Genomic DNA, 25,607 nt, shown 5'->3' on the forward strand with positions numbered 1-25,607 from the left:
GAGGCGTGCCCACCCGGTCGCCCGTGCCTGAGTGCGCCTATCGCAAGGCGGAGGAGGAAAGGGCACCGAATGTGCCCTGACCGACGACAACGCCGCGAGAGGCGTGCTCAGGCGCGGGCGAGGCCCAGCTCGATGAGTTCGGTGATGAGCTGGGCATAGCTCACGCCCGATGCAATCCAGCACTTGGGGTACATCGAGATCGGCGTGAAGCCCGGCATCGTGTTCGGCTCGTTCACGATGACGTCGCCTGCGTCGGTGAGGAACACGTCGACGCGCGCGAGGCCGCGGCACTCCAGCGCCTCGAACACCCGCGCTCCGAACGCACGGATCTTCGCAGTCTGCTCCTCGGTCAGCGCCGCGGGACACACGACGTCCGCGCCGTCGCCGCCGAGATACTTGCCTTCGAAGTCGTAGAACTCGCGCGTGGTGAGCACGATCTCGCCCGGCAGCGACACACGCGGCTCAGCCCCGTCTCGCCCTTCGAGCACGGCGACCTCGATCTCGCGGCCGACGATCGCGGTCTCGATGAGCACCTTGTCGTCCTCCGCGAGCGCCACACGCATCGCCTCCGCCAGCTCATTCGGACCGTGTGCCTTCGAGACGCCGACGCTCGAGCCGGCGCGGGCCGGCTTGACGAACAGCGGATAGCCGAGCGCGTCGGCCTCGGCGCGCACCGTCGCCTCGTCGTTATGCCACCGGTGCCTGCGCACGGTCAGCCACGGCGTGACGGGAATTCCCGCAGCCTGCAGCACGACCTTGGTGACGTCCTTGTCCATGCCGATCGCGGAATCGATCACACCGCCGCCCGCGTACGGGATCTCCAGAGTGTCGAAGAAGCCCTGGATCGTGCCGTCCTCACCGTGCACTCCGTGCAGGATCGGCAGCACGACGTCGACGGTGCCCAACGACGTCACGGTGCCGTCCTCGAGCAGTGCGCGCAGCTCGCGCCCCGATCCCGGCAGAGGCCAGAGCACGCGGGTGCCGTTGTCGACGACCTCGGGGAGCTTGTCCGCATCGAGCGCGAAACGCGCCGGATCGTCCTGCTCGAGCACGAAGACTCCGTCGCGCGTGATCCCCACGGGGATCACGTTGAACTTCTCACGGTCAATGGCGCCGAGAACTCCCCCCGCCGTTGCGGAAGAGATCGAGTGCTCGCTGGAACGCCCTCCGAAGAGCACCGCCACGGTCGTGCTGGCCATCTTGAGTCCCTTCGCCCTGAGGGGCGTCGTCGTCGTTCGTAAGGTGCGGAGCGATATGCGCCGGTTCCATGTTGCCGTCGAGCACCATCTTCACCTGACGCGCGATGGGCATGTCAACGCCCTTCGCCTTCGCGAGCTTCAGAACCGGTCCCACCGATCCCAGCCCCTCCGCCGTCTGTTCCATGTGCGCCACGACATCCTGCAGTGTGTATCCCTGTCCGAGAAGACGCCCCGCCGTGTTGTTGCGACTCAGCGGCGACTGACACGTCGCGATGAGGTCGCCGAGACCCGCCAGGCCCTGCAGAGTACCGGGCTGCGCGCCGTATGCGACGGCGAAGTCGGTCATCTCGACGAGGCCCCGCGTGATGATCGAGGCCTTGGTGTTCTCGCCGTAGCCGACTCCGTCGACGATGCCGATCGCCAGCGCGACCAGATTCTTCAGCACGCCGCCGAACTCGGTGCCGATCACGTCGGTGTTCACGAAGGTGCCGAAGTAGCGGTTCGATGCCGTGCTGGCGATGCGGGTGGCCGTCTCCTCGCTCACGGACGAGATCACGGCGGCAGTCGGCTGTTCGCGCGCGATCTCGAGCGCGAGGTTCGGCCCGCTCGCGACGGCGATCCTGGCGGGGTCGCAGCCCAGCGTCTCCTCGATCACCTGGCTCATGCGCAGCCCGGTGCGTTTCTCGACGCCCTTCATCAGGCTGACGACAGGGGCGTCGGAACTCCGGATGATCGGACGCAGCTGCTTCAGCGCCTCGCGCGCCGTCTTGCTCGGCACGGATACGTAGATCTCGTCGGCATCGGCGACGGCCCGAGCGAGATCGCTCGTCGCCCGGATGCTGCGCGGCAGATTGACACCGGAGAGGTACTGGGAGTTGCGCTTGGCCTCGTCGATCTCATGCGCGAGCTCAGGTCGGCGCGCCCACATCGTGACCTGGGCACCGCCGTCTGCGAGGACCTTGCCGAACGTGGTCCCCCAGCTGCCTGCGCCCAGCACGGCAACGCGAGTGGTCACATCCGCCCCGTTTCGTCCTGCCCGTGCTTCGTCGGGTCCCATCGCTCCTCGGGCGGCGTCTCGTGCCTCAGCTCCGCCAGCAGCTGCGTGATGGCGTCCATGACACGACGGGTCGCCTCTTCGATGGCGGCGCGCTCCGCTTTCGGGTCGCGCTCGCCGCTTGGCTGCAGGTCGGACAGGTCGATCGGATCACCGACGAGGACCGTGACGCGGCGACGCGGCGGAAAGAGGCGCAGCCGACCGTAGCGCGGCATGAACTGCTGCTCCCCCCAGTGCGCGACCGGAACGACGGGGAGCCCACCCGCCATGGCGATCCGGACCGCGCCGGACTTGCCGCGCATCGGCCACAGGTCGGGGTCGCGCGTGAGCGTTCCTTCGGGATAGACGATGACGCCCGTGGCGTTCTTGACCAGTATCTCCGCCTGCTTCAGCGCCTCGGCACCGCGACCGCCTCTGGCGACGGGAATCATCTTCGTCGCTCGCATGGCCGCGCCGAGCACGGGAATCCGGAACAGGCTCTCCTTCGCCAGAAAACGCGGTGCGCGCCCCAGCCGCCACGTCGCGACGGCGACCGTGAGCGGGTCGATCTCGCTGTGATGGTTGGGGGCCAGCACGTACGCGCCCTCTCGTGGCAGCTTCTCTCCGCCCCGGATCTCTATCTTCGCCATCCAGCCGACCACCGGGACGACGAGCGCAGCGAGCAGCCAGAAGATGCTCGGGCGCGATTTCTCGCGGGATGCGCGGAGGGCGCGGGCCATGCTTCAGCCCACGACGTCGAAGTCGGCGCCCAGCGCGGTCAGCTTGTCGAGGAACTTCTCGTAGCCGCGGCTGATCAGCTTGATGCCCGTCACACGCGACGTGCCCTGCGCTGCCAGCGCCGCGATGACGTGGCTGTAGCCTCCGCGCAGGTCGGGAACGACCATGTCGATGCCCTTCAGCGGCGTCGGGCCGCTGATCACGGCCGCCTGCTCGAGCGGACGGCGCGCGACGCGGCGCTCGGCGGCGTCGATTCCGTCCTTGTGCACGACGATGTCTGCGCCCATGCGCACGAGCGCATCGGTGAAGCCGAAGCGGTTCTCGTACACGGTCTCGTGCACGACGGACGTGCCCTCGGCCTGGGTCAGCGCGACGATGAGCGGCTGCTGCCAGTCGGTCATGAAGCCGGGGTGCACGTCGGTCTCGACCATCACGGCCTTGAGCGGGTTCTCCCCCCGTCGGAAGGTGATGCCGTCGTCGGTGATGTCGAAGTCCCCGCCGACCTTGCGGAAGACGTTGAGGAACGTCAGCAGCTCGTACTGACGGGCGCCCTTGACGAAGATCTCGCCATCGGTGACGAGCGCGGCACAGGCCCACGACACGGCCTCGTTACGGTCGAAGAGGCTGCGGTGGTCGTAGCCGGTGAGCTCCTCGACGCCCTCGATGAAGATGACGCGGTTCGGCTCGTACGAGATGATGGCGCCCATCTTCTGCAGCACGCCGATGAGGTCCATGATCTCGGGCTCGATCGCTGCACCGCGCAGCTCCGTCACGCCCTTCGCCCTCACGGCCGTGAGCAGCACCTGCTCCGTTGCCCCGACGCTCGGGTACGGCAGCTCGATGCTGGCGCCGTGCAGGCCGTCCGGTGCAGACAGCCGGATGCCGTTGGGCTGCTTGTCGACGACCGCGCCGAAGTTGCGCAGCGCATCCAGGTGGAAGTCGATCGGGCGGTCGCCGATCCGGCATCCGCCGAGATCCGGGATGAACGCCTGTCCGAGCAGGTGCAGCAGCGGACCGCAGAACAGGATCGGAATGCGGCTCGAACCCGAGTGCGCGTCGATCTCCTCGAACCCGGCCGACTCGGCACCTGCGGGGTCGAGCACGAGAGAGGCTTCCTCCTCGCCGTCGGTGACGCTGACGCCGTGCACCTCGAGAAGCGAGCGCACGACCTCGACGTCGCGGATCGAAGGAACGTCGCGAAGCGTGCTGGGCGTGCTTCCGAGGAGCGAGGCGACCATGGCCTTCGTCGCCAGGTTCTTCGCCCCGCGGACATCGACCTGACCGCGCAGGGGTCGCCCGCCGCGGATTTCGATGGTGTCAACGGATGGGTTCTGGAGGGTTGTGCCCGTGGTACCCAGAAGCGTCATTTATTGGCCTCACTTCGTCACGACGGCGGTGAACCGCCGATAGGAGCCGGCTGCCCCCAACAGTCGGAGCGATTGCGCTCCCCGGCTCACTGGACCGGCAAGGTCCGTGGCCGCCACGATTCGCGGCGGGCCTCGAACCGCTCGATGTCGTCCGCCTCACGCAACGTGAGGCCGATGTCGTCGAGCCCTTCGAGGAGCCTCCACCTAGTGTAATCGTCGATCTCGAAGCCGGCCGTGAAGTCACCGAGTGTCACGGTGCGGTCCTCGAGGCTCACTGTGACCCGGGCACCGGGGTTCGCGTCGATCCTGCGCCAGAGCTCTTCTTTGGTCTCCTCGGAGATCACTCCGGCGACGAGCCCCTGCTTGCCGGAGTTCCCGCGGAAGATGTCGGCGAACTTCGGCGAAAGTACGACTTTGAAGCCGAAATCACGCAGCGCCCATACGGCGTGCTCCCGGCTCGAGCCCGTGCCGAAGTCGTTGCCTGCGACGAGCACCGAAGCGCCCTGGAAGGCGGGCTGGTTCAGCACGAAGTCCTCGTCCTGACGCCAGCTGTAGAACAGCGCGTCGTCGAAGCCCGTCTTCGTGACGCGCTTGAGGAACACCGCGGGGATGATCTGGTCGGTGTCGACGTTCGATCGCTTCAGCGGCGCGGCTATGCCGGTGTGGGTGGTGAATGCTTCCATGGCTCTAGGCCTCCGCTCCGCTCAGCGCGGGTTCGTTCTCCGGTTCGAGATCGGACGGACTCGACAGCGTGCCGCGCACGGCCGTCGCGCCTGCGACCAAAGGCGAGACGAGGTGCGTGCGCCCGCCCTTGCCCTGACGCCCCTCGAAGTTGCGATTGCTGGTCGACGCGCTGCGCTCGCCCGGAGCCAGCTGGTCCGGATTCATCCCCAGGCACATCGAGCATCCGGCGAAGCGCCACTCGCCGCCGAAGTCGGTGACGATCTTGTCGATCCCCTCGGCCTCAGCCTGCAGGCGCACCTTCGCCGATCCGGGCACGACCATGACGCGCACCCCTTCAGCCTTCGTCTGGCCCGCGATCACCGACGCGAACGCGCGCAGATCTTCGATGCGGCTGTTCGTGCACGACCCCATGAACACCGTGTCGACGGCGACATCCTTCATCGGTGTGCCTGGAGTCAGGTCCATGTACTCGATCGCACGTCGTGCTGCCGAGCGAGCGGACTCGTCTTCGAACGACTCCGGATCGGGAACGGCCTCGCTCAGCGGCACCCCCTGACCGGGGTTCGTGCCCCAGGTCACGAACGGCTCCAGGTCGTTCGCGTCGATGAACACCTCGGCGTCGAAGACAGCGCCCTCGTCGGTCGGAAGCGTCTTCCAGTATTCGACGGCGCGATCCCACTCCTCGCCCTTCGGAGCGTGCGCACGACCCTTCACGTACGCAAACGTCGTCTCATCCGGCGCGACCATGCCGGCTCGGGCTCCCGCTTCGATCGACATGTTGCAGATCGTCATGCGGCCTTCCATCGACAGCGACCGGATGGCGCTGCCGCGGAACTCGAGCACGTAGCCCTGACCGCCGCCCGTACCGATCTTCGCGATCACGGCGAGGATGATGTCCTTGGCCGTGACGCCGGGGCGCAGCTCGCCCTCGACGCTGATCGCCATGGTCTTGAACGCCTTCAGCGGCAGCGTCTGCGTCGCCAGCACGTGCTCGACCTCGCTGGTGCCGATGCCGAACGCCATCGAACCGAACGCACCGTGCGTCGACGTGTGGCTGTCTCCGCAGACAACCGTGCTTCCCGGCACGGTCAGCCCCAGCTGCGGGCCGACGACGTGCACAATGCCCTGTTCCGCGTCGCCCAGCGAGTGCAGCCGGATGCCGAACTCCTCCGCGTTCCTGCGGAGCGTGTCGATCTGGGTGCGGCTGGTGACGTCGGCGATCGGCTTGTCGATGTCGATCGTCGGCGTGTTGTGGTCCTCGGTCGCGATCGTCAGATCGGGGCGGCGCACAGGGCGGCCCTCGGCGCGCAGGCCATCGAACGCCTGCGGGCTGGTGACCTCGTGCATGATGTGCAGGTCGATGTAGATGAGGTCAGGCTGCCCGCCCTCACCCTTCGACACGAGGTGGTCGGCCCACACCTTCTCAGCGAGGGTGCGCGGGTTGTCGGGAATCGACGGAATCGATGTATCAGCGGTCATCGCTAGCAAGTCCTAAAGTCTCGTCAGGTGAGCGGGCGTGAGAAGACTCCGCGACGAGATGGCCCTAGAACGTCGACCCGTCGCGGCGACTAAGAAGAAGCATCGCTCGCACCGCTCCAGGATAGCACTCTGCCACCCGCACTCGCTCTGCGTGCGCAGAGTGCCAGGTCGGCGCCGAGCCGAGGGCCCGCCTGCTTGGCAGATTCACGCAGGCGGACCGCGGACTCATCCGGTTGCCGCCGCCCGGCCCGAGCGATCAGCGATCAGCGTTCTCGACGGCCGCCCGCTTCTTGGTGTCGCGCGCGTTGGCGACCAGGCTCAGGACTGTGGAGACGATCATCGACGCGAGGATGACGCCGAGGGACACCCAGTTGTTGATGTCGGGAGCCCATTCGATGTGCTCGCCTCCGTTGATGAACGGCAGCTCGTTCTCGTGCATCGCGTGCAGGATGAGCTTGACGCCGATAAAGCCCAGGATGAAGGCCACCCCATAGTGGAGGTAGCGCAGCTTGTCGAGCATGTCGCCCATCAGGAAGAACAGCTGGCGCAGCCCCATCAGAGCGAACAGGTTCGCCGTGAACACGATGAAGGTGTTCGTGGTGATCGACAGGATCGCCGGGACGGAATCGATCGCGAACATCAGGTCGGTCATGCCGATCGCGACGAACACGATGAGCATCGGCGTCCAGATCTTCTTGCCGTCCTTCACGGTGCGCAGCTTCGATCCGTCGTACTCGTCGCTGACGTTCATGAAGCGGCGCAGCACCCGCAGGATGAAGTTCTCGGTGTTCGCCTCGTCCTGGTGCGAGTCGGGCAGCGACTGCCTGATGGCCGTGTAGATGAGGAACACGCCGAACAGGTAGAAGATCGGGCTGAGTGCGTTGGCCGCAGCGCCCAGGACGACGATGAAGATCGCACGCAGGATCAGCGCGATGATGATGCCCACCATCAGCACCTCCTGCTGGTACCGCCGTGGCACCGAGAACTGCGTCATCAGCAGCACGAAGACGAAGAGATTGTCGATCGACAGGCTGTACTCCATCGCCCAGCCGATGACGAAGTCGCGCGATGCCTCACCGCCGGCGACGAATAGCAGGACGAGGGCGAACAGCAGAGCAAGCGACACGTAGAAGGTGACCCAGAGCGCCGATTCCTTCGTGGAGGGAATGTGCGGACGCTTCAGGATCAGAGCGAGATCGCCGAGAAGGATGAGAGTGAGAACGACCAGAGAGGTGATCTCGAACCAGACAGGGATGTCCAACAAGGGCTGTGCCTTTCGGATGATGGGGTGACCAGGATCCGAAAGTCTCTCCCCCGCCGAAGCGGTGCGCACCCGGAGCCCTTGACCGGGCACGTGATGACGAGCGCGCGTTTGCGGGATACTCCCTCTCGCTCCCCCACTCTACCCGGTGACCGAGGCCGCGCCGCTCAGGTGCGGCCAATCGGCGCCGAACCCGCAGGGAGACGCCGATTCCGGGCACCGGAACGCGGGCTGACGGCCAGAAAGGGCGGCGGAGACTCGTCCTGGCTGGATGGCTCCGGATGGGCGATGACCGCGGTGTGATGCTGCGCATCCGACGGCTCGATGTTCTTCGCGTGCGAGATCCGCGCGTCCCGCCGGATCACGAGTGCTCCACGGCATGATCCGTCCTCTCCGCGGCCGCGGTGGGGCAGTATGACACCGCCCCACCGGGATCCGCATCACTCCGCGAGGAAGTCCTTCAGCGCCGCGTTCACCTCGTCCGCGTGCGTCCAGAGAAGACCGTGCGGGGCACCCTCGACCTCGACGTATCGGGCCTCGGGAACGGACCTGTGGAACCGGCGCGCGGTCGCGTCGATCGGCAGGATGTTGTCTTTCGTGCCGTGCAGGATGAGGGTCGGCTTGCCCGCAGCGCTGACAGCCTCGACATCGCCCCGGAAATCCTCGATCCAGGTCGGAACCACGGCGTAGGCCGCGACCGGAGCGCTCGTGACCGAGAGGTTCCAGTTCGCATCGACGACCTGCTGGCTGATGCGTGTGCCGAGGTTCTCATCCAGGTTGTAGAAGTTCTTGTAGAACTCGGTGAACCACGCGTAGCGGTCGCCCTCGGCCGCCGCCGCGATGCCGTCGAACACGTCTTGCGGCAGCCCCTCTGGGTTGTCGTCGCGCTGCACGAGGTACGGTTCGAGTGAGGCGAGGAAGGCGAGCTTCGCCACGCGCTCGTGTCCGTGGTTGGCGACATAGCGGGCGAGTTCGCCTGTGCCCATCGAGAAGCCCACGAGAACGACATCGCGCAGGTCGAGGGTCTCGAGCACCGTGTTCAGATCGGCCGCGAACGTGTCGTAGTCGTATCCGGTTCCGACCTTCGACGAGGCGCCGAATCCGCGTCGGTCATAGGTGATGACGCGATAGCCCTGCGCGAGCAGCTCACGGGTCTGACGCTCCCAGCTGTGGCCGTTGAGCGGATAACCGTGGATCAGGACGACGGGCTGCCCTGAACCCTGGTCCTCGTAGTAGAGCTCGATCGGGGAGCTGTTCTCTTTCCCGACGGTGATGTAACCCATGTTCTTGTTCCCTTCCATCTTCTCTTCCGTTTCCGGCGGACGATATTCGCCCTTGCGACAGTCGACCGTGTGTTTCGAACACGGTCAACCGGGTTCGTGATCGCACCGGCATCGAACACCGGTTCGCGGGGCGCCCCGTGTCGTTCTCCAACGAGATCTCATCTCGTCGACTGCCGTCCCCGCCGATTCGACCCCTACCCGGGTGAGCACGGATCCGACTCCACATCGCCCGCGCCGTCGACGGTGGCGAAGACCGCTGCAAGGCGCTCAGGCTCGGCTGTTCTCTCGGGGTCGCCGGAACCGGCTGTGCGCGCGGGTCTAGGGCGCTCCTGAGCGAGGAGGGTGCTCGCGCGTTCCGAGCCAGTGCACTCCCCCACCTGCAGGCGATCAGAGAAGAGTTCGTCGACGCGTTCACCTCCGAGCAGCTGAGCCACGTCGGCGAGGCTTCTGCGGCCATGCGCGATCACCTCGGCCTGAACTCGTCTCCCTGATCCTCTGCGACGAGAAGCTCTGCCGCTCCGGTGCCAGATCTGGTCGGCTCCGCCGTCGACGTGGACGTCGGACCCGCCGATAGCCTCTCTGCGGCTAATCCGAAAAGAGCCCGGTTCCGAGGAACCGGGCTCTTGAAAGTGAGGGTCGCATCCCGTCGATGCAGCTCGGCGACCGCATCCTGGTGCCACGCCAGTGGGTTCAGTCGTTCGGCAAAGCACCCGAATGAGAGAGTTGCCTTCAGTCGCGTATCACAACGGCGAAGAAACCGTTGACACTGCGCGACCGGGTTGTTCGCCGCCGCCCCGAAAAGGTGCCCTATAGACGAAGCCCGCCGATATGAACGGCGATCGCGCGAAGGACATGCAGCAGATTCTTCTGTTGCGCCTCGGGAGACGATCCGTGAGCGGTCGCCCCCGTGCTCGGCATGGGGATCAACTTGGGGTACTCGGTCAAGTCGTAGTCGATCATATCGTCGTAGTGACGCACCGGACGATCACCTCCAGGAACCCAGTCATATGAAAACTTGATCCCGCCCGCGACCGGCGTCCCCATGTGACCACGAGGTGAGGCGTTCTCGTCGGCTGGAATCTGCCACATCACCCTCCTACGCGCGCCAGGTGCGAGATCGAACGGCACCGCGAACAGACGCGCAAGCGCAGGTCCGATGATGTCTCCCTCAGATTGCTCGCGGAACTCATCCTCGGAGAGGCGCACAGTGATGTTCCGCGCGCTTGTGCGCCCGTGGTTCTCGAAGATGATGTCCATCGATCCCATCCCACCCACGCCAGGCACAATGTCGATGCCGACGTAAGGTCGCGTCTGATCCTCGCTGTTCTGCGCTTCCTGCGCCGAGGTCTCGCGCATCTGCCGCGCGGTCAGTCGAATCTGCACCGCCGTGAAGACAATCGCGACCAGCGCGACGATGACCCCGACGAGGGTAGCGATTGCCTCGATCCACGAAGGCACGAGATCGGCGGGCAGTTCTTGAACGCTCATCCACATGGACTCAAGCTAACGCGGCACTCCGACATCCCCCGACCATGATGTCCCGATAACGACCGGTTGACGGACGTTGGAGCGACCCGCGAGATTCCGCCTGAGTTGCTGTCCGCAAAGCCCGTCCGTCAATGCAGAAGCCCGGACACCTTTGGAGGACACCTTGCTCATCGGATACGCGCGAGTCTCAACCACGGAGCAGAACCTCGACCTCCAGACCGATGCCCTGAACCGCGCCGGATGCGAGAAGGTGTGGGTCGACCACGGTGTGAGCGGCACCAAGGCACCGCTCTCGCGTCCCGAGTTCGCCGATCTGTGGAAGCACCTCCGTGAGGGCGACGTGCTCGTGATCTACCGGCTCGACCGGCTCGCTCGTAACGCGCGGTCGGCACTGGAGATCGTCGAAGGTCTCGACGCGAAGGGCGTCGCTCTGCGGTCGCTCAGCGACGGCATCTCGACGGAGGGAGCCACCGCACGTCTGATCCTGACCATCATGGCTGCCGTGGCGGAGCTTGAGGTCACCATCCTGCGCGAACGCACCCGCGACGGTCTCGAAGCGGCACGATCGCGTGGAACGAAGCTCGGGCGACGAGAAGCGCTCACCAACGAGCAGAAGGCGCACGCAAGATCGCTCCGAGAAGACGGGAAGTCTCTACGCGAGATCGCGCGGCTACTCGGAGCCGGGAAGACGACGATCGCGAAAGTCGTGGATAGTCCCGACTCGACGCCGTAGGTCAACCCGAGACTCGCGAGCCGCCGTTCGACAGCCGCAACAGAATCGCGCCTACGACATGAACCGTGAACCAAGCGTCCTCGCGGCTCGCCTCGTCGGCGTTGTGCGCATCGCCCGTGTTGCTCCGGTCGGCTGACGCCCACCGACACGCTTTGTCGATCGTCTGGAGCAGCGGGGCGTCGTGCGAGGCGATGATCCCCTTGTTCTTTGCCGAGGTCGTCAGGTCTCCGAGTTGGTTGCCCTCCGCGCCGAGGTAGACGAGCGCTTCCTGGAGCGCCGTGCCCGCGTCGGTGATCGCGTCCGCTCCATCGCCGCGCGCGATCTCGGAGAGCGCGCTCTGGTAGCTCTTCTCGACGCGCTCCCATCCGGGCGTGGCTAGGAGACGCAGAACCGGCTCCACGACCTCGACATGAAGCTCTCGCGATGTGAAGGGAACCATCTCGCCGTCGATTAACTCGAACGCGATCCGGTCCTCCACGAGGACGCCGTTGATCGCATCGACGAGACGCGCGTTGAACGGGATGCGAGAGCCGCCCGGAACCATCATCCCGCCCACGAACGCTTGCCGGTATGCCTCTTGCTCGAACACGCGCTTATGCCCAGCAACGAATGCCTCAACGACGGACGGCACCGCGTCGTCGTCGCAGTCAAAGAGGTACTGGTAGAACTGTTGCGCTGGAGTATCTGAACCCTTGTAGAGCGCGAGTTGACCAAGGTCGACCAAGAGCAGTCTGTGCCCAGCCTCAGCAGCGCGGTAGTCACCACCGAACTCGCTGTTCATCACGAACTGGAGACGCACGCGTGTCTCACGCGAGAAGTGCTCTGACCAGAAGGTTTCGCCCTGCCGTTCACGCTCTTCGAGCGCGGCAAGCTCTCGTCTGCGTTTGAAGAGTGGAGACACGGAGACCTGCCTGTTCGATCAGCGCCGATAGTGGCGATTACTTCACCGTATCGTCGTTCCCGTCAGTGCCGACGGGCGACTCGCCTCCTGGCTCTGCGGATCGGAACATGAGATCACCATCACAGCAAGCCGCGACGTATCGCGCTCGCGACGCTGGTCCAATAAGGTCTGCCTGCGAAGAACCAGGTCGTGCCCCCGCTCGCCGCTCGGGCTGCAACTGCCCGTATCGCTCGTACCGGAATCAGTCGACCGCTGGCTCGTCCTGCTCTTCGAGGCTTCTCTTCCCGTAGAGCATCATCCGGTAGTGCGCCTCGTGCTTGGTGACGACGAAAATGCGCTCGAACACCTGCAAGTACAAGTCCTGGCTGAGGGGCGACGGTGAATAGTGTGCATCCTCGATTACAGAGTGCGATCCGTCATTCACCCACCGGAAGAGCGCCTGAAAGACATGCCGCTCATCTGTGTTGAGCAACGGTGTGATTTCGTCATCCCAAATGCCTCCACCCATGACGCGGAAGTAGCTCTCAAGGATGCGGCGCAGAATGTTTTCCAGCCCGATGATGTTCATCGCCTCGCCATCGACGGCGCGGCGCGCCTCCGCCCAGAGACGCCCGTACTCAGTCTCGACAGGGTTCTTCCTGCTCGACTCCACGGCGCTCGGAGTTGAGGGACGTTTGCGGATGAGGAAGAAGGTCCGACCCGCGCTACTCTCCCCCTGTCGTAGGTGGGCAATCTCTTTGTGGAAGTACACGTTGTGAGTCAGGACGAGCACCTGCTCGATTCGATCCGAACCGGATGATGCGCGACCGATCAGGAGTCGCACCAGCGTGCCAACGACGAACAGAACATCGCTGTCGAGACTGGAGATCGGGTCATCGATGACCGCGAGAATCCGAGGTGAGTCAGCCACTCCTTCGGTACGTCCGTCGAGCAAGTGGAAGTAATAGAGGAACGCAATGAACGTCCGCTCGCCCTCGCTCAACGACTGCTCTTGCACCTCTCCGTCCCCACGCGACAGCATGTAACCGTTCGGCAGCGATGTGGACTCTACGATCTTGAACGACGTGAATCCACTCCGCTCCAAGATGCCGTTGATCTGCTCGATCACTGGGCGGGTCGACTCCACCGACCGTTGGAGCAAACGCACCTCATCGTCCAGAGCCGCGATCTTGCCAGTCGCCTCCGTGACTTTGTCCTCAAGAGTCTTGATTCCGTCGTCGCGGGACTTCTGCTTCTGCTCGTATGTCGCGACAGTGCCTGCGAGTGAGACCTCGGCGAGATAGCGCCAGCACTTGCCAACAAGCAGAGGGCGCTCCGTCCGGCGATTTCCGACAAGCTTGTTGTGAGCGTCGATTGCGTTGTTCGCCGCCACGATCACGTCGTTAGCAGCCTTCAGCGCCGAATCGACAGACTCGAACTCGACCACCTCGGATGGGGTCGCGATCTTCTTCGCGAGCAACGCTGCGTTCGCCGCAATCACCTTGTCGAGCTTGCGGCGAGCCGTCTGGAACGCTGCCTTGTCTATGAACGCAGAGGATGCGAGCGAGGGCGCGTCGGCGGCGGCTGCAAGTAGCGTCTGCCATGCGTCGAAGTCCGACTTGAACGCATCGATGTCGGCTCGTTGCGCTGTGTAGTGGTCGTCGAACATGGTCGCGAGATCGGCAACCAGGTTCGCTGGCGCGACCTGCTGGCAGAACGGGCAGACCCCGTCGCTCTCGTGAAGGAACGACCGCCCTCTGGCGACCCAGTCGCTACTCCCCAGGTGCTCGACGAGCTCGCTCAGAGTAACGGTTCCGCTCCCGACCACCCTCGTGCCCAGAAGCGTGAATCCCGAATGGTCTTGCAGCGCGAAAGCCGGAAGCGCAGCGAGCTTGTTCTCGGTCGTGACATTGCCCGAGAACACCGCGTCTGCGTTCGAGGTGAGATCAGCGAGCACCGGAACCGGCTCATCGCTGACGGGGAGAGCCAGGAGCCGATCGACAAGTGTCTGCCTAGAGTTCCCAACACCACCGGTTCCCGTAAAGGCAGGCTTGAGCGAAGGGTTTGCATCGGTGAATACCTTGTAGGCGTCCCATGCCGTCTGTAGAAATGCAGCCTTGGCGTCTGAGTCAGCCGTCTGAGCTTGCCCCAGGCTGTTGGTCGCCCGCCCGAGCGCATCAACCGCCTGAGCCCGCTCGCCTGTGTCCCCCTCGATCTGTCCGAGACGAGTCTCGGCTTCGGCGCTCTTGTCGCCAATCACGAAGACACCCGGAATGCGGCTCGACTCGCGGAGCACCCTGCTCACAAAGTCACGGTTGTAGACCTTGATCGCCAGAGGTGCAGAGTCATGCCAGACGAAGCCCGCAGTCGCTTCGTGGGAACCGTCGAGCGCGCGACTGATCGTGGTCTTCCCAGAGCCGTTAGGACCGAAAAAGAAGTTGACTCGCTGGAGCGGCTTGAGGACGAGCGGCGTGACTCCGAAGCACGCACCCCCAGTGATCGTCAGCTGCTCAAGCACCGAGGACCTCCTGAGACAGCAAACCAATACCGATCACGACCGCCGCGTCGAACACGACCTTTCCGTTCGGCTCAAGAACATCGTGGATGCTACTTACGTGTACGTCGTCGTTCGACACAGGTGCGCTCAATTCGTCCAGGGGAAGCCTCGTAGCTCAATCTATCGAGTGGGTCCGACGACGCTGGGTCGCCCCGTCGGTTAGTCTGCGAACGTGTCCGACGATCTCACAGCACTCACCGCGAGGCAGCTTCTTGAGCGGATCGAGGACGCTCTCGGAGAACTGCTTCGACGCGGCATCGTCCGAAGCCGCAACGCACCGCTCGGCGACGTTGCGGAGCGGATCGTCTGGCTCGCTCGCGGCGGCACCCTGGAGCCGAACTCGACAAAGTCGCACGACGTGACGACAGTCGCGGGCGCGCGCATCCAGGTAAAGGCACGGATCATGACGGGCAACGGTGGCAAGTTCAGTCAATTCAGATCGTTCGACTTCACCAGCGCGATCTTCTTGACGTTCGACCCTGCGACACTCGACATCGCCTACGCAGGCGAACTAACGAGCGACGAGGTCACGGGTCACGGCTCGAAGAGCGGGTGGACGAACGCGACGACGCTGACCGGCGGTCGGGTGAAGGGTCTCGGTGTAGACGTGACCGACGAGATGCGCGCCGCCTATGCGCGACTTGACGAGGTCGCTCCCGCTGACTGACTCGCTAGGACGGGAAGCTCATGAGCGCCTTGTACGCAGCGACCTCATCCGCGACCAGTTGTCCGTCGAACATCCCGCCAGTCTCGACGATGAACTCTCGTACACGGTCGGCTCGAAGGTCGCACTCGAAGTGCCCTTCGGGACGAGACAGACCCTCTGATCGCGCGTGCCACACCATCCGGGTGCGCTGATGCTCGCCGACTACCGCTCCGCGCGTTGAGACCCACAGTCCTTCCTGCTCCATCCGAGCGCGCATCCATCTTGCGTAGGTCGAGAGCGAGTGTTCCGCTGAGTACACCCAGATGACCTCCGCCTCGGGTAGCCAGGCAGCAACGTCCTGGTAAAGCGCGATCGCATCGGACAGTACGTCGTAGGGGTCGATGAGCGGACTCAGGAACGTCGAGCACTCCACGAGGACTCGCTCCGCTACTCGCCGCCGGATCATTGGTCACCATCGCGGGATCTCGCGAAGCCCGCGAAGACCTCTTCAAGATCGTCAGCGACCACGGGTGTCACCACGTCGCTTCGCACCGGCAGAACGCGGACACGCGCCCAGAGTCGCATCTTCTCGATCGAGTCCTGTGTTGCAGAAGGAATCCGACCGCCGAGCGACGTACTGAGCAGCCAGGCTTGACAGACACGATGTGCGCGCAGATCGAGCGCGACTGCACCGACAAAGCTCGTAAGCGCAGCCCTCGCGCCACCGAAGATTGCTCGATCCGCGTCGAGTTCGTGGACTGCCGCGTGCAGCGTCGCGTCGAGTCGATCGCGACCTGCAAACACGACATCGAGGTTGAACCAGATTCGCGCGCGATCCAGCACGGACGCGATCTCCGAGCGCCACTCGACCGTCGCGGTGCCAGGGAACGCAAGCACAGAGTGCTCGACATACAGGGTCGCGCGCATGAGGCTCCAGAGGAGATGAGGCGGACGGCTGCGGGTACTCACCAACGCAGCAGTCCGCCAGGTGTGGTTCGGACGCTCTGCATCATGGTCGGGCGCTGCTCAGATGCCGCTCGATTCCGTTTCGTTCCGTCCCGACCATGATGCACTCGTGGTTACAGGAATCAGGAAGTACGAATCAGCCAAAGGCGTGCGCTACAAAGCGCGTTACTACAAGCCGGATGGACGCGAAGGGTCGAAGGCAGGCTTCCGCACGGAAGCCTCTGCAAAGGCGTTCCTGCGCGATCTGGAGCAGTCCAGAGCGCACGGGGCGTTCGTAGACCCCGCTCGCGGTCGCGAGACCATCGCGGTCGTCGCCGAGGAGTGGCTCGTGCGTCGCCGAGCCGCCACCGCGCAACGAAACGGGAAGCTCTCCACGCTCGCGCGGGTCGAGGGCATCGTTGAGAAGCACATCATCCCCACGCTCGGCGACCATCGCGTCGGGGCTCTGACGCAAGCCGACGTGGACACTTGGGTGAACACCCTCTCCGGCGAGGCAGAGAGCATCCGCAAGTACGTTTCCGTTCTGCGCGGCATCATGAAACACGCCGTGCGCTCGAAGCGCATCGCCGTGAACCCCGTGACCGACCTCACACTCCCGAAGTCTGCGCGCCGCCAGAAGCGCTACCTCTCGCACGAGCAGGTCACAGCGCTCTACAGCGCCGTCAACCGCACCAACGACGGGGAAGCTCACGGGTACGGGGTGCTGACGACGTTGCTCGCTTACTGCGGTCTGCGCTGGGCAGAGTTGTCCGGTCTTCGAATCGACGACATCGACTTCGCACGTCAGCGCATCCACGTTGCGCACACCATCGTGCTCGTCGCCGGTCGGCAGGTCGAAGAGTTGCCGAAGGACTACGAGGAGCGCGAGGTGCCGATGCCAGGGTTCCTCTCTACCCTGCTGAAGGAGCACGTCGAGCGGCGCGAACTGGAGCTTGTCGAAGACACCGCGACCCTCACGACGGCGCTTGAGCGAATCACGAACCGCGCGGAACAGATTGCGGCGCACCGCGTGAAGTACGACACGATGACTGCCTACATCGCCGAGGTCACCGAGAAGCGCCGAGTCCTCGACAAGCGCATTGCGGGCATCAACGCTGACCGTGAGCAGCGCATCGCCGCTGGTCTGCCGTACGAGCTTCTCGACGAGTCGATTGCCCGTGCGGAGCGGAAGCTCGCGCGGCTCCCCCGACCAGACGTTCTCACGGGGCGACGTGACAGCATTCCGGGGAAGATCGCTCGCCTGGAGAAGCTGTCGCTGAAAGACCCGCGTCAGAAGGAGATCATCGAGCAGGGTCTCGCGGCACTCGCGCAGCGCCCGCTCTTCGTTGGTGCCCGCACCCGCACCTGGCTTCGGAACGCGACGTTCCGCTCCGGGTGGCTGACTCCTGCCGTCGCCCTCATGGATGCCGAAGCACGGGAAGCTGCGGTCAAGGAGGATCGACCTATCCCCCGGCCGCTGGGCAACCTGGAGCCGCACGAGTTGCGTCATACGTGCGCCAGCCTCGCGGTGAGCGCCGGAGCGCACGTGAAGGTCGTGCAGCGCCTTCTCGGGCATGAGAAGGCATCGGTCACTCTCGATGTCTACAGTGACCTCTTCGAGACCGATCTCGACGATGTTGCGCGTCGGATGGACGAGATCGTCTGGGCGATGAGCGCCGACACGGACTTCTCTCAGGATGCGTCCGAAAAGCGTCCGATTCCAGAGGACAACCCGGTCTGGCAGATGTGATGCGTCCGAAATGCGTCTGTTTGGCTTCTCAGCCCTGACCGGCGCTTCCGCGTCCTGACAACGAAGAAGCCCCCGATCCCTGTATTTTCAGGGGACTCGGGGGCGTTCTCGTGTTGGTGACCCCAGCGGGATTCGAACCCGCGTTACCGCCGTGAGAGGGCGGCGTACTAGGCCGCTATACGATGGGGCCGAACAGTACTTCCCGTTGCCTTCCTCGCGGCTGACAACTAGGAAATTATGGCACGGCTTTTTGCCTCGCTCCAAATCGAGGACGGCTCAGCGTGTCGCCGCGCGTGCCACCAGGGCACAGTCTGCGCAGAGAACCCGGTGATTGGTTAGCCTCTTGCCATGCAGGTCACCAAGCTTGAGCACGCAACGCTCCGCGTCGCCGAGGGCGACGACATCCTGATCATCGACCCAGGCAGCTTCACCGCGCCGCTGACTGACCTCGACGGCGTCGTGGCCGTGGTCATCACGCACGAGCACGCCGACCACGTCACCGACGAGCACCTCGCCCACATCGCGCAGGCGGCACCGTCCGCCCCGATCTTCGCCCCGGAAGGCGTCGCACGAACGATGGACGGTCATCCCATCCGGGTCGTCCGTCCAGGCGACACCGTCACGGCCGGCGCTTTCACGCTGAGCTTCTTCGGCGGCACGCACGAGATCATCCACACCAGCCTGCCGATCGTCGACAACGTCGGTGTGCTCGTCAACGACCGCCTCTGCTACCCCGGCGACTCCTACGCCCTCCCCGACGGAGCCGACATCGACCTCCTCGCCGCTCCGACGGCCGCCCCATGGCTGCGCCTCGGCGACACCATGGACTTCATCCTCGACGCGAAGCCGCGCCGCGCCTTCGGCACCCACGACGCCCCGCTCGTCCCCGGCGCCCTCGCCATGCACCGGGCCCGCATGCGCTGGGCCACCGAGCAGAACGGCGGTACCTTCCACGACCTCGACCCGGGCGACGCCCTCGAGCTCTGACCTTCATTCCACAAGCATGTCCGCGCCCGACTTCCACAAGCATGTCCGCGCCCGACTCCGGACGTGGGAGTCAGGAGCACATACCCGCAGCCCGCCTGCATGCCCACGCCCGCAACACAGAAGAGCCCTCCGATCCCTGAGGACCAGAGGGCTCTTCCAGACGAAGAGAGGCTTACGCCTCGCTCATCGCCACCTTCTCCTTCTGCCCCTTCGCCGCGTAGTACGCGGCGCGGGCGGCGAGACGGCGCTCCTGCTCAGCCTGGCCGGCGTCGAGCTCGTCCTGAGGAACGTAGAACTGCTCGTACTCGGTCGTGGCGTTGTACTTGGCGAGGTAGGCGTCGAGCTCGGGACCGGACTCCCACGAGTTGATCAGGCAGTAGCGCGGCTCGTCTCCAACGTGGGTGGCCGCGTGCCAGAGGCGCTGCGTGTCGATGACCAGCTGGGTGCCGGCGCGCAGCTGCAGACGGTACTCGACGCTCGGGTCGGTGCGGTTGTCGCGCAGGACGAAGAAGCTGTCCTTGTCGTCGGTCAGCTGGAAGAACGAACGGACGACCCACCCGGTACCGTCGGGGTTCAGCCGGTTGTTGTCATCCTGGTGCAGGTTGTACAGGCAGTCGGCGTACGTGTTCGGCTGCAGCTCGATGATGCGGCAGCGACCGACGTTCGCGCCCGGCTCCTTGGCGCGGGCCGTGAGCGTCGGGGCGATCTCGACCTGCGAGTCGATCCACACCCCGTCCTTGTCAGTGCGCGGCGGCTTGTGGTTCCAGAAGCCGTTGCACTCGATCTCGCCCTTGGCGCTCGCGATCGGGGCGAAGCGAGTGTCACCCGACGACTTCCAGTCGACGTACTCGATATCGAGCCATTCCTTCGGATCGATGACGCCCTCGTAGGGGTCGAGCACGACGAATCCGGTCTCTTCGAGGATCTCGGACTTGATGTAACCCATGTCGAACACATGCCTTTCGTAGGGGGCCAGCGAAGTTTTTACAGGCCCAGGTTAGGTAAGCCTACCTCGCGTAGAATGAATGTCGATGAGCAACGCGACAGGTTCACCGATCAACGCCACGAACGTCGATGCCACCGCCGTGAACACGGTCGCCTGGCTCTCCGATCCCGCGACGACCATCGTCGTCCCCGTCTACCAGCGCCAGTACCGCTGGGACATCGGCGGCTGCGAGCAGCTGCTGGGCGATATCCGTGCCGTATCGGAGCACGATGACCGGCACACGCACTTCATCGGATCGATCCTCTCCTCCGTCAATTCGAATCCGGATGAGGCGGCCCTCGTTCTCATCGACGGCCAGCAGCGCACGACGACGCTGATGCTGCTCATCGCGGCGCTGCACCACACCGTACGCGACAGCGACCAGGCACTCGCCGCCGAGCTCGAGCGCGTGCTCGTGCGCTCGGATGATTCCAGCCGTACCAAGCTGCGCCCGCATCGCGAGTGGGCGGACGTGTTCGAGAGCGTCGTGCTCGACAGGCGCGCTCCGGAGGACGCGATGCGCGAGTCGCGATTCGACGACAACTACGCATTCTTCCGCAGCCAGGTGCAGGCGGATGAGGCGCCGCGCATCTGGCGCGGCCTGCAGAAGCTCGAGCACGTCGCCATCACGCTCGGTGCCAACGCGAACGCGCAGCAGACCTTCGAGAGTCTCAACTCCACCGGCGCGCCCCTGCGCGACCACGAGCTGATCCACAACTACGTGCTGATGGGGCTGACCCATTCCGAGCAGATCGAGATCGAGGAGCAGTACTGGCTTCCGATCGAGGAGGCGACAGGCGAGCAGATCGGCACGTTCTGGCGTCACTACCTGATCATGCTCACGGGTCGCGAAGTGCTCATCGAGGGTGAGCGCAGCGTCTACGACGCGTTCCAGCGCTCCTTCCCGCGTCTCGAGCTGCCGCGGCTGCGGGAGCACGCGGCCGATTGGCGCGAGTTCGCCGACGTGTATCGCACCCTTCTCGAGCCGTGGCGGGAGCCGGATGCCGAGTTGGCGCGCCAGCTCGAGTACGTCGGTGTGTTCGGCAAGGGAATGCACCCTCTCGTGATGCGGGCGTACCGCGGCTATCGCGCCGGCGACGTCGGTCGCGAAGAGCTGATCGAGGTGCTCGAGCACGTGCAGTCGCTGCTCCTGCGCCGCAGGATCATCGGGCTTCCGACCGATCGCCTGGTGGCCCGGATGTGCCGGGCGCGGGAGGAGGGCAGCGACGCGCTGGTGCGGGCGATCGCCAGAATCACGCCGTCGGACGAGCGTGTGCGCGTGTCGCTCAAGTACGGAGAGCTTCCGCACCCGGAGTACGTACTGGGGCGCATCGCCGGCGTCGGCGATCTGCAGGCGGTCGGCGTCGACCATGTCTTCCCGCTCGCCCCGAGCGACGAGTGGAGCGGCGGAGCACGAGCGTGGACCGAGCTCACCGAGGACGAGCAGAACAGCTTCCGCGCCCTGGCTCCGACGCTGGGGAACCTCACCCTCATCGAGAACGAGCTCGCCGAGGGCGCCTTCGCCGCGGTCACGTTCACCGACAAGCGCGACGCCGTGTATGCGCGCAGCGGCATCCGGATCTCCGGCGATCTGACGGCTGCCGACGAGTGGACCACCGCGCGCATCGCCGAACGCACCGAGCGGCTCGTGGCGGAGTTCATCCGGGTGTGGAAGCGCCCGGCCGTAGTGCTCATCGACGATGACGGCCTCACTCCGGTTCTCGACGCGAAACTGCGCCGCGGGTGGCCTCGCGGGTGGCAGCGGGAGTTCGAGTACGTCGAGTACCGCGGAGAGCACTGGGAGGTCTACGACGTCAGGTACCTCTTCAACCGCATCTTCAAGCGGCTCTGGGCCGACGCCCGCGAGTACGTCGTCGACTACAGCAGCCGCCGTGGCGGCCCGATCTACCCCGCGAAGGCGTGGAACGGACACTGGGACGAGCTGGACGACGAGAACTTCCTCTACATGGGGTGGGACTCGAGGTACATGCTCACCGCCGTGCAAGAGCTGCTCGACGACGCGGGGATCGCCAGCGAGGTCTTCGTCAAGTACAGCTACATCGGCGACGCGATGTGAGCGTGTCCGGCTCCCACCGACGGCACGGATTCGGGCATTCTCAGGACGACAGCTCTGTGAGCAGGCTCAGGAGACCGGAACGAGAGCGGGCGTGCGGGAACGCGCCCTCCGACACGTAGTCGAGAACACTGCGGCCATCGCGGAGCGCGGGTGCGTGCGCGTCGAGAGGTGGTTCGAGGTTCTCGACGGGAGTGCTCGCCTCTGCAGCGTCATCTGCCTGAGTGCGCAGGCGCGAGAACTCCTCGGGAGGGAGTGTGTCATCGATCGTCTGAAGGAGCCCGATCTCCGCCGATTCGTCGCTGTCTGACGGCGTTTCGTCCTCCGGCTCCGTGCGCTGACGAAGCCCGTCGAGGATCGCCGCGTACAGCGGCTCGAGCACGGCCTCGTCGACGTCGAGATCGCACAGCTGCACCAGCGCGTGTCCGCCCGCCGTCGCGCCGAAGGTCGTCGACGCGACGGCGGCCCTCGAGGCCACGAGGCGGCGCAGCAGCACCGCGTCATCCGCGTCGAGCGTGCGGTTCTCCAGCAGCACGTTCACGGGCGTGAGGAAGGACAGCTGCGTCGACGGATCAGCGCCCTCCTCGAGCAGCCACAGGGCGATCTCGCGGCGGCTGCGGGGATCCGAGTTGCTCAGCGCCGCGTCGAGCAGGAATCGATGCCCCGGTCCGTTCGAGACGATGTCGAGCAGGTCGTTGAGCGAACCGACATGGGCCGCGTCCAGCGCAGGGAGGAGGGCGTCCATGGCTGCCTGTGCGGCATCCGGATCGACCGGGCCGCCGAATACGAAATCGGTATACGGCTCGGCGGTGAACACATCAGCGTCGAATCCGCGCCCCGCGCAGAGCACCCATGTCAGCGCCCTCAGGCCGGTCTGGGCGGAGGTGATCCATTCCAGCGGATTGCCGTTCGGATCGCCGTCCGTGGCGATGCTGCGCGCCCGACGCAGCAGTCCGTCTGAGGCGCGCCAGTCGGTGCCGTCGCTCCAGTACACGCCCGTCACGACCGGCACGCTCTGCGCCGCCGCGAGGGCGCCGCCCTCCGTCATCTCGCTCTCTGCGCCGTCCTGGCGCCGCATCACGTCGTACAGGCCGGCCGGATCGCGGTCGAGCACGAGCGAGAGCAGGTCGTCCGGCACACCGTCGAACAGGTCGGCGAGCCGCTGATAGGCATCATCTGCCGCCGGATCCGGCGCGAACTCGTTCGTGCACGACAGCAGCACGCCGCGACCGTCGTGAGTGAAGTGCCATGCCCACGTGGCGAAGTCCGTACGGACGCCGCCGCGCGTCGCGTCCGGAACGATCTCCGAACCCGCCAGCACGGGACCGTTCCAGGAGATCGGCTCGTTCTCGCGGCCTGCGAGCGAGCCGAGAACCCGCGCCCTGCCCCGCAGCGCCCACGTGGTCGTCCCTTCCATCGGGTCGAGCACCGCATCGGCCGTGGCGATCACGAGCATCACCGAGGGTACGCCGATGGATCGCTCGCTCGCCGTACCTGCCAGCAGCATCACCGCGTGCCCGTTCACCCACCATCCCGGAGCATCCTCGAAGCCTGCCGCACGCATCACGCGCGTCACCGGCGTGCGTCTGACGGCACCGGAGCGGTCGCGCACGCGCATGTGGAACGGGTCGCCCCAGCGCTCACTCATCACCGCGAACAGCCCGTCGCTCCACGCGGCGAACTCATCGAGGTACCACTGCTCCGATTCGGCGAGGATCGTGGTCAGCGTGCGTCCGCCGTCGCCGTCAAGGGTTCTGCCGCCGACGTTGAACATGAGATCGTTCCATCCCGCGTCGTCGTCGCTGTGAGTCCACCACTGCTCGCAGACTCGCTCGATGTCATCGACGATGGCGCCGCGCGCACCTGCGTGCGGAATGGCGTAGCCGAGGAGCCGGTCGCCCTCCGGACGCGGGCCAGGCGGGTACGGGCACGCGGCGAACAGCCGCTCGACTCGTGCCCGCTCGGCGAGTTCCTCGTCGGAGTCTCCGTGCGGCGACAGGACGCCGGCGTCGAAGGTGCCGCCGAGCCGGAACGGCTGCCTCACGGTGCTCCGGAAGCCGAGATCGTCCATACCGAGCCCGTCGCGAACAGCGATCTCGAGCAGGCCGCGGGTCACGCGCCACGTCGAGCCGTCGAACCAGAACACACCGGTGATGCGCGGCACCGGCGCGTCGCCCAGCAGCCCGAACTCCAGCGCGTGCTGGGCGACGGCGCCGTCGGGACGCTCGCCTGCCGCCGCGATGCACGCGAGCAGATCGTCCGGCACGCCGTCGAGCAGCCGACGACTCGCGGCGAGCTCGCCCTCGGCTGTGCCGTCGTCGAGCGTGACATCCGGATGCCGTATGAGCAGAAGGGCCCTGCCGTCCTCGGTGAAGATCCACACCGTCGTCTCGCCCGTTCTGCTCTGGAGGCTGCATCGAGTCGCGAGCATCGGCGCTCCGTGCAGGCGCGCCTCTCCGTCGCTGAACAGCGTGCTCAGGATCGCGGCGCGCCGGTGCAGCTCGCCAAGTGTCTCGCCGTGCATGAGCAGTTCCTGCTCGGTCGCGTCGTCGGGCAGCGTCGCCGTCAGCCCGCCCATCGCGATCTCCCGCGGCAGCACCAGCATCGCCTGCACGAGCTGGCTGACACCCGGCTCGCCCTGCCAGCCGGTGAGCATCGCGACGAATCGGGCCCCGCGATCCCACAACTCCGCGCTCTCCAGTCCGAGGGCGAGCAGGATCATGTCGATCACACCTTCAGGTGCGTCGTCTTCGCCCGAGACCTGGGGCTCCCTGGCCATCGGTTCGCCCCACGTGCGCTGCGCCGACAGCCGTGCGTCCTCGACCCAGGTCAGCGCGGCCGACATCTCCTCCTGCTCCTGGGCGGTCGCCTCGCCCTCCGGCGGAACATACGCGCCGAGCATCACGATCCAGATGCCGGAGCTCGTTTGCACCTGCACGCCATCGAGCTCGAACTCCTCCTCGTTCCAGTCGCGCTCGAGGAGCCGCTCGGCGAAACCGGCGATGTTCACCGGGTCGATGTCCGCATGCTCGAAGTCGGGTTCCGGTTCGGTTTCTGGGTCGCTCGTCACACCAGCACCGTACCTGGAACGTGCGACACGGCCCGATGGGGAGATGTCCCCTCAGTACATCGAACTCGACCCCCTGCGCCGACGAGCGATCTCCGTGTGTCCGTAGGGAAAACGCCCGTTCTGCAGTTCCTCCGGGCGGAGCCCTGTGACGAGCACGCTGAGATCGACTTCGAGAGCTGTGGCGATCTGAAGCAGCGTGGAGAGCGTGGGGTTGCCCCTCCCCCGCTCGATGCGCTGATAGTTCGTCAGGTCCATGTCGGCGCACGCGGCAAGCGCCCGTGCACTCACTCCTGCCCTGCGGCGGTACCACACGATGCGGCGACCGACCTCCCCTGATGCCGGTGAATGCTTCGCGGACATCTCACGATGATGCCGGAGGCAGAGGTCGAGTCCTAAGCATTTCCGCCGTGGTACTAGTACCCTGTACTGCTTGCTCGTCTCGTCTGAG

21 protein-coding genes and 1 tRNA gene are annotated in these 25,607 nt (G+C 65.5%); 5 read left to right on the forward strand and 17 right to left on the reverse strand.

All coding sequences use genetic code 11. The features are described from left to right. Positions 1 to 107: 107 nt before the first annotated feature. The 9 genes from DZG09_RS16250 to DZG09_RS16295 all read right to left on the reverse strand — a co-directional run bounded on the left by DZG09_RS16250 (position 108) and on the right by DZG09_RS16295 (position 10,538). Positions 108 to 1,199, reverse strand: coding sequence for a D-alanine--D-alanine ligase family protein (locus DZG09_RS16250; protein ID WP_119698813.1), 1,092 nt, complete (start codon positions 1,197 to 1,199; stop codon positions 108 to 110). Further along, complete coding sequence (locus DZG09_RS16255; RefSeq protein ID WP_119698814.1) at positions 1,105 to 2,256, reverse strand: NAD(P)H-dependent glycerol-3-phosphate dehydrogenase; 1,152 nt, start codon at positions 2,254 to 2,256, stop codon at positions 1,105 to 1,107. The genes DZG09_RS16250 and DZG09_RS16255 overlap by 95 nt, the downstream gene beginning before the upstream one ends. Further along, positions 2,211 to 2,972: a lysophospholipid acyltransferase family protein gene (locus DZG09_RS16260; RefSeq protein WP_119698815.1), complete on the reverse strand. Its 762-nt coding sequence runs from the start codon at positions 2,970 to 2,972 to the stop codon at positions 2,211 to 2,213. Before DZG09_RS16260 ends, DZG09_RS16255 begins: the two co-directional genes overlap by 46 nt. A gap of 3 nt (positions 2,973 to 2,975) precedes the next feature. Further along, positions 2,976 to 4,337, reverse strand: a complete 1,362-nt coding sequence (murA, locus tag DZG09_RS16265) for a UDP-N-acetylglucosamine 1-carboxyvinyltransferase (protein ID WP_119698816.1) — start codon at positions 4,335 to 4,337, stop codon at positions 2,976 to 2,978. Positions 4,338 to 4,423: 86 nt separating this feature from the next. Further along, positions 4,424 to 5,020 carry a 3-isopropylmalate dehydratase small subunit gene (leuD, locus tag DZG09_RS16270; protein WP_119698817.1) on the reverse strand — a complete coding sequence of 199 codons (597 nt, stop codon included), beginning with the start codon at positions 5,018 to 5,020 and terminating at the stop codon, positions 4,424 to 4,426. Between the two features lie 4 nt (positions 5,021 to 5,024). Next, positions 5,025 to 6,500 (reverse strand): 3-isopropylmalate dehydratase large subunit, encoded by a 1,476-nt coding sequence (gene leuC / locus DZG09_RS16275; RefSeq protein WP_119698818.1) that lies wholly within the window; start codon positions 6,498 to 6,500, stop codon positions 5,025 to 5,027. Between the two features lie 256 nt (positions 6,501 to 6,756). Further along, positions 6,757 to 7,761, reverse strand: coding sequence for a TerC/Alx family metal homeostasis membrane protein (locus DZG09_RS16280; protein ID WP_119698819.1), 1,005 nt, complete (start codon positions 7,759 to 7,761; stop codon positions 6,757 to 6,759). Positions 7,762 to 8,201: 440 nt separating this feature from the next. Beyond that, positions 8,202 to 9,044, reverse strand: coding sequence for an alpha/beta fold hydrolase (locus tag DZG09_RS16285; protein ID WP_119698844.1), 843 nt, complete (start codon positions 9,042 to 9,044; stop codon positions 8,202 to 8,204). Between the two features lie 807 nt (positions 9,045 to 9,851). Next, positions 9,852 to 10,538: a hypothetical protein gene (locus tag DZG09_RS16295; RefSeq protein ID WP_119698821.1), complete on the reverse strand. Its 687-nt coding sequence runs from the start codon at positions 10,536 to 10,538 to the stop codon at positions 9,852 to 9,854. Between the two features lie 157 nt (positions 10,539 to 10,695). Here DZG09_RS16295 and DZG09_RS16300 point away from each other — a divergent pair, with 157 nt between their 5' ends. Continuing rightward, positions 10,696 to 11,265 (forward strand): recombinase family protein, encoded by a 570-nt coding sequence (locus tag DZG09_RS16300; RefSeq protein ID WP_162893370.1) that lies wholly within the window; start codon positions 10,696 to 10,698, stop codon positions 11,263 to 11,265. A 1-nt stretch (position 11,266) separates the two neighbouring features. Here DZG09_RS16300 and DZG09_RS16305 read toward each other — a convergent pair whose 3' ends face one another. Together DZG09_RS16305 and DZG09_RS16310 are read right to left on the reverse strand one after the other, a co-directional pair. Beyond that, a complete protein-coding gene (locus DZG09_RS16305) occupies positions 11,267 to 12,064 on the reverse strand; it encodes a hypothetical protein (RefSeq protein ID WP_205529217.1) in 798 nt (265 codons plus the stop codon). Positions 12,065 to 12,407: 343 nt separating this feature from the next. After that, complete coding sequence (locus DZG09_RS16310; protein ID WP_162893371.1) at positions 12,408 to 14,663, reverse strand: AAA family ATPase; 2,256 nt, start codon at positions 14,661 to 14,663, stop codon at positions 12,408 to 12,410. Positions 14,664 to 14,874: 211 nt separating this feature from the next. Between DZG09_RS16310 and DZG09_RS16315 the strand changes: the two genes are divergently transcribed. Continuing rightward, positions 14,875 to 15,369: a hypothetical protein gene (locus DZG09_RS16315; RefSeq protein WP_119698825.1), complete on the forward strand. Its 495-nt coding sequence runs from the start codon at positions 14,875 to 14,877 to the stop codon at positions 15,367 to 15,369. Between the two features lie 4 nt (positions 15,370 to 15,373). Here the strand turns inward: DZG09_RS16315 and DZG09_RS16320 are convergent, their stop codons facing one another. Then, complete coding sequence (locus tag DZG09_RS16320) at positions 15,374 to 15,781, reverse strand: hypothetical protein (RefSeq protein WP_119698826.1); 408 nt, start codon at positions 15,779 to 15,781, stop codon at positions 15,374 to 15,376. 29 nt (positions 15,782 to 15,810) lie between these two features. Further along, positions 15,811 to 16,275 (reverse strand): hypothetical protein, encoded by a 465-nt coding sequence (locus DZG09_RS16325; protein WP_119698827.1) that lies wholly within the window; start codon positions 16,273 to 16,275, stop codon positions 15,811 to 15,813. 148 nt (positions 16,276 to 16,423) lie between these two features. Between DZG09_RS16325 and DZG09_RS16330 the strand changes: the two genes are divergently transcribed. After that, positions 16,424 to 18,043 carry a tyrosine-type recombinase/integrase gene (locus DZG09_RS16330; RefSeq protein WP_162893372.1) on the forward strand — a complete coding sequence of 540 codons (1,620 nt, stop codon included), beginning with the start codon at positions 16,424 to 16,426 and terminating at the stop codon, positions 18,041 to 18,043. Positions 18,044 to 18,157: 114 nt separating this feature from the next. On the opposite strand, the gene DZG09_RS16335 is transcribed toward DZG09_RS16330, so the two are convergent. Then, a tRNA-Glu gene (locus DZG09_RS16335) sits at positions 18,158 to 18,233 on the reverse strand. Positions 18,234 to 18,391: 158 nt separating this feature from the next. Between DZG09_RS16335 and DZG09_RS16340 the strand changes: the two genes are divergently transcribed. Continuing rightward, complete coding sequence (locus tag DZG09_RS16340; protein WP_119698829.1) at positions 18,392 to 19,030, forward strand: MBL fold metallo-hydrolase; 639 nt, start codon at positions 18,392 to 18,394, stop codon at positions 19,028 to 19,030. A 172-nt stretch (positions 19,031 to 19,202) separates the two neighbouring features. Here the strand turns inward: DZG09_RS16340 and DZG09_RS16345 are convergent, their stop codons facing one another. Next, on the reverse strand, positions 19,203 to 19,976 hold the full coding sequence (locus DZG09_RS16345; RefSeq protein ID WP_119698845.1) for a hypothetical protein: 774 nt from the start codon (positions 19,974 to 19,976) through the stop codon (positions 19,203 to 19,205). A gap of 85 nt (positions 19,977 to 20,061) precedes the next feature. Between DZG09_RS16345 and DZG09_RS16350 the strand changes: the two genes are divergently transcribed. Then, complete coding sequence (locus DZG09_RS16350) at positions 20,062 to 22,092, forward strand: DUF262 domain-containing protein (RefSeq protein WP_119698830.1); 2,031 nt, start codon at positions 20,062 to 20,064, stop codon at positions 22,090 to 22,092. A 40-nt stretch (positions 22,093 to 22,132) separates the two neighbouring features. Here the strand turns inward: DZG09_RS16350 and DZG09_RS16355 are convergent, their stop codons facing one another. Together DZG09_RS16355 and DZG09_RS16360 are read right to left on the reverse strand one after the other, a co-directional pair. After that, positions 22,133 to 25,159, reverse strand: coding sequence for a hypothetical protein (locus DZG09_RS16355; RefSeq protein ID WP_119698831.1), 3,027 nt, complete (start codon positions 25,157 to 25,159; stop codon positions 22,133 to 22,135). A gap of 51 nt (positions 25,160 to 25,210) precedes the next feature. After that, the gene (locus DZG09_RS16360; RefSeq protein WP_119698832.1) at positions 25,211 to 25,519 is read right to left on the reverse strand and encodes a helix-turn-helix domain-containing protein; all 309 of its coding nucleotides are present in this window, start codon (positions 25,517 to 25,519) and stop codon (positions 25,211 to 25,213) included. Positions 25,520 to 25,607 lie beyond the last annotated feature (88 nt).

The sequence above is a fragment of the Microbacterium halotolerans genome, assembly GCF_003569805.1.
GTDB classification, from domain to species: domain Bacteria; phylum Actinomycetota; class Actinomycetes; order Actinomycetales; family Microbacteriaceae; genus Microbacterium; species Microbacterium halotolerans.

What these genes read in the sequence shown, in the direction of transcription:
- DZG09_RS16250 (WP_119698813.1), bottom strand. Translation starts at nt 1,199, where the DNA reads ATGGCCAGCACGACCGTGGCGGTGCTCTTCGGAGGGCGTTCCAGCGAG.
- DZG09_RS16255 (WP_119698814.1), bottom strand. Translation starts at nt 2,256, where the DNA reads ATGGGACCCGACGAAGCACGGGCAGGACGAAACGGGGCGGATGTGACC.
- DZG09_RS16260 (WP_119698815.1), bottom strand. Translation starts at nt 2,972, where the DNA reads ATGGCCCGCGCCCTCCGCGCATCCCGCGAGAAATCGCGCCCGAGCATC.
- murA (WP_119698816.1), bottom strand. Translation starts at nt 4,337, where the DNA reads ATGACGCTTCTGGGTACCACGGGCACAACCCTCCAGAACCCATCCGTT.
- leuD (WP_119698817.1), bottom strand. Translation starts at nt 5,020, where the DNA reads ATGGAAGCATTCACCACCCACACCGGCATAGCCGCGCCGCTGAAGCGA.
- leuC (WP_119698818.1), bottom strand. Translation starts at nt 6,500, where the DNA reads ATGACCGCTGATACATCGATTCCGTCGATTCCCGACAACCCGCGCACC.
- DZG09_RS16285 (WP_119698844.1), bottom strand. Translation starts at nt 9,044, where the DNA reads ATGGGTTACATCACCGTCGGGAAAGAGAACAGCTCCCCGATCGAGCTC.
- DZG09_RS16295 (WP_119698821.1), bottom strand. Translation starts at nt 10,538, where the DNA reads ATGTGGATGAGCGTTCAAGAACTGCCCGCCGATCTCGTGCCTTCGTGG.
- DZG09_RS16325 (WP_119698827.1), bottom strand. Translation starts at nt 16,275, where the DNA reads ATGCGCGCGACCCTGTATGTCGAGCACTCTGTGCTTGCGTTCCCTGGC.
- DZG09_RS16340 (WP_119698829.1), top strand. Translation starts at nt 18,392, where the DNA reads ATGCAGGTCACCAAGCTTGAGCACGCAACGCTCCGCGTCGCCGAGGGC.
- DZG09_RS16345 (WP_119698845.1), bottom strand. Translation starts at nt 19,976, where the DNA reads ATGGGTTACATCAAGTCCGAGATCCTCGAAGAGACCGGATTCGTCGTG.
- DZG09_RS16350 (WP_119698830.1), top strand. Translation starts at nt 20,062, where the DNA reads ATGAGCAACGCGACAGGTTCACCGATCAACGCCACGAACGTCGATGCC.
- DZG09_RS16360 (WP_119698832.1), bottom strand. Translation starts at nt 25,519, where the DNA reads ATGTCCGCGAAGCATTCACCGGCATCAGGGGAGGTCGGTCGCCGCATC.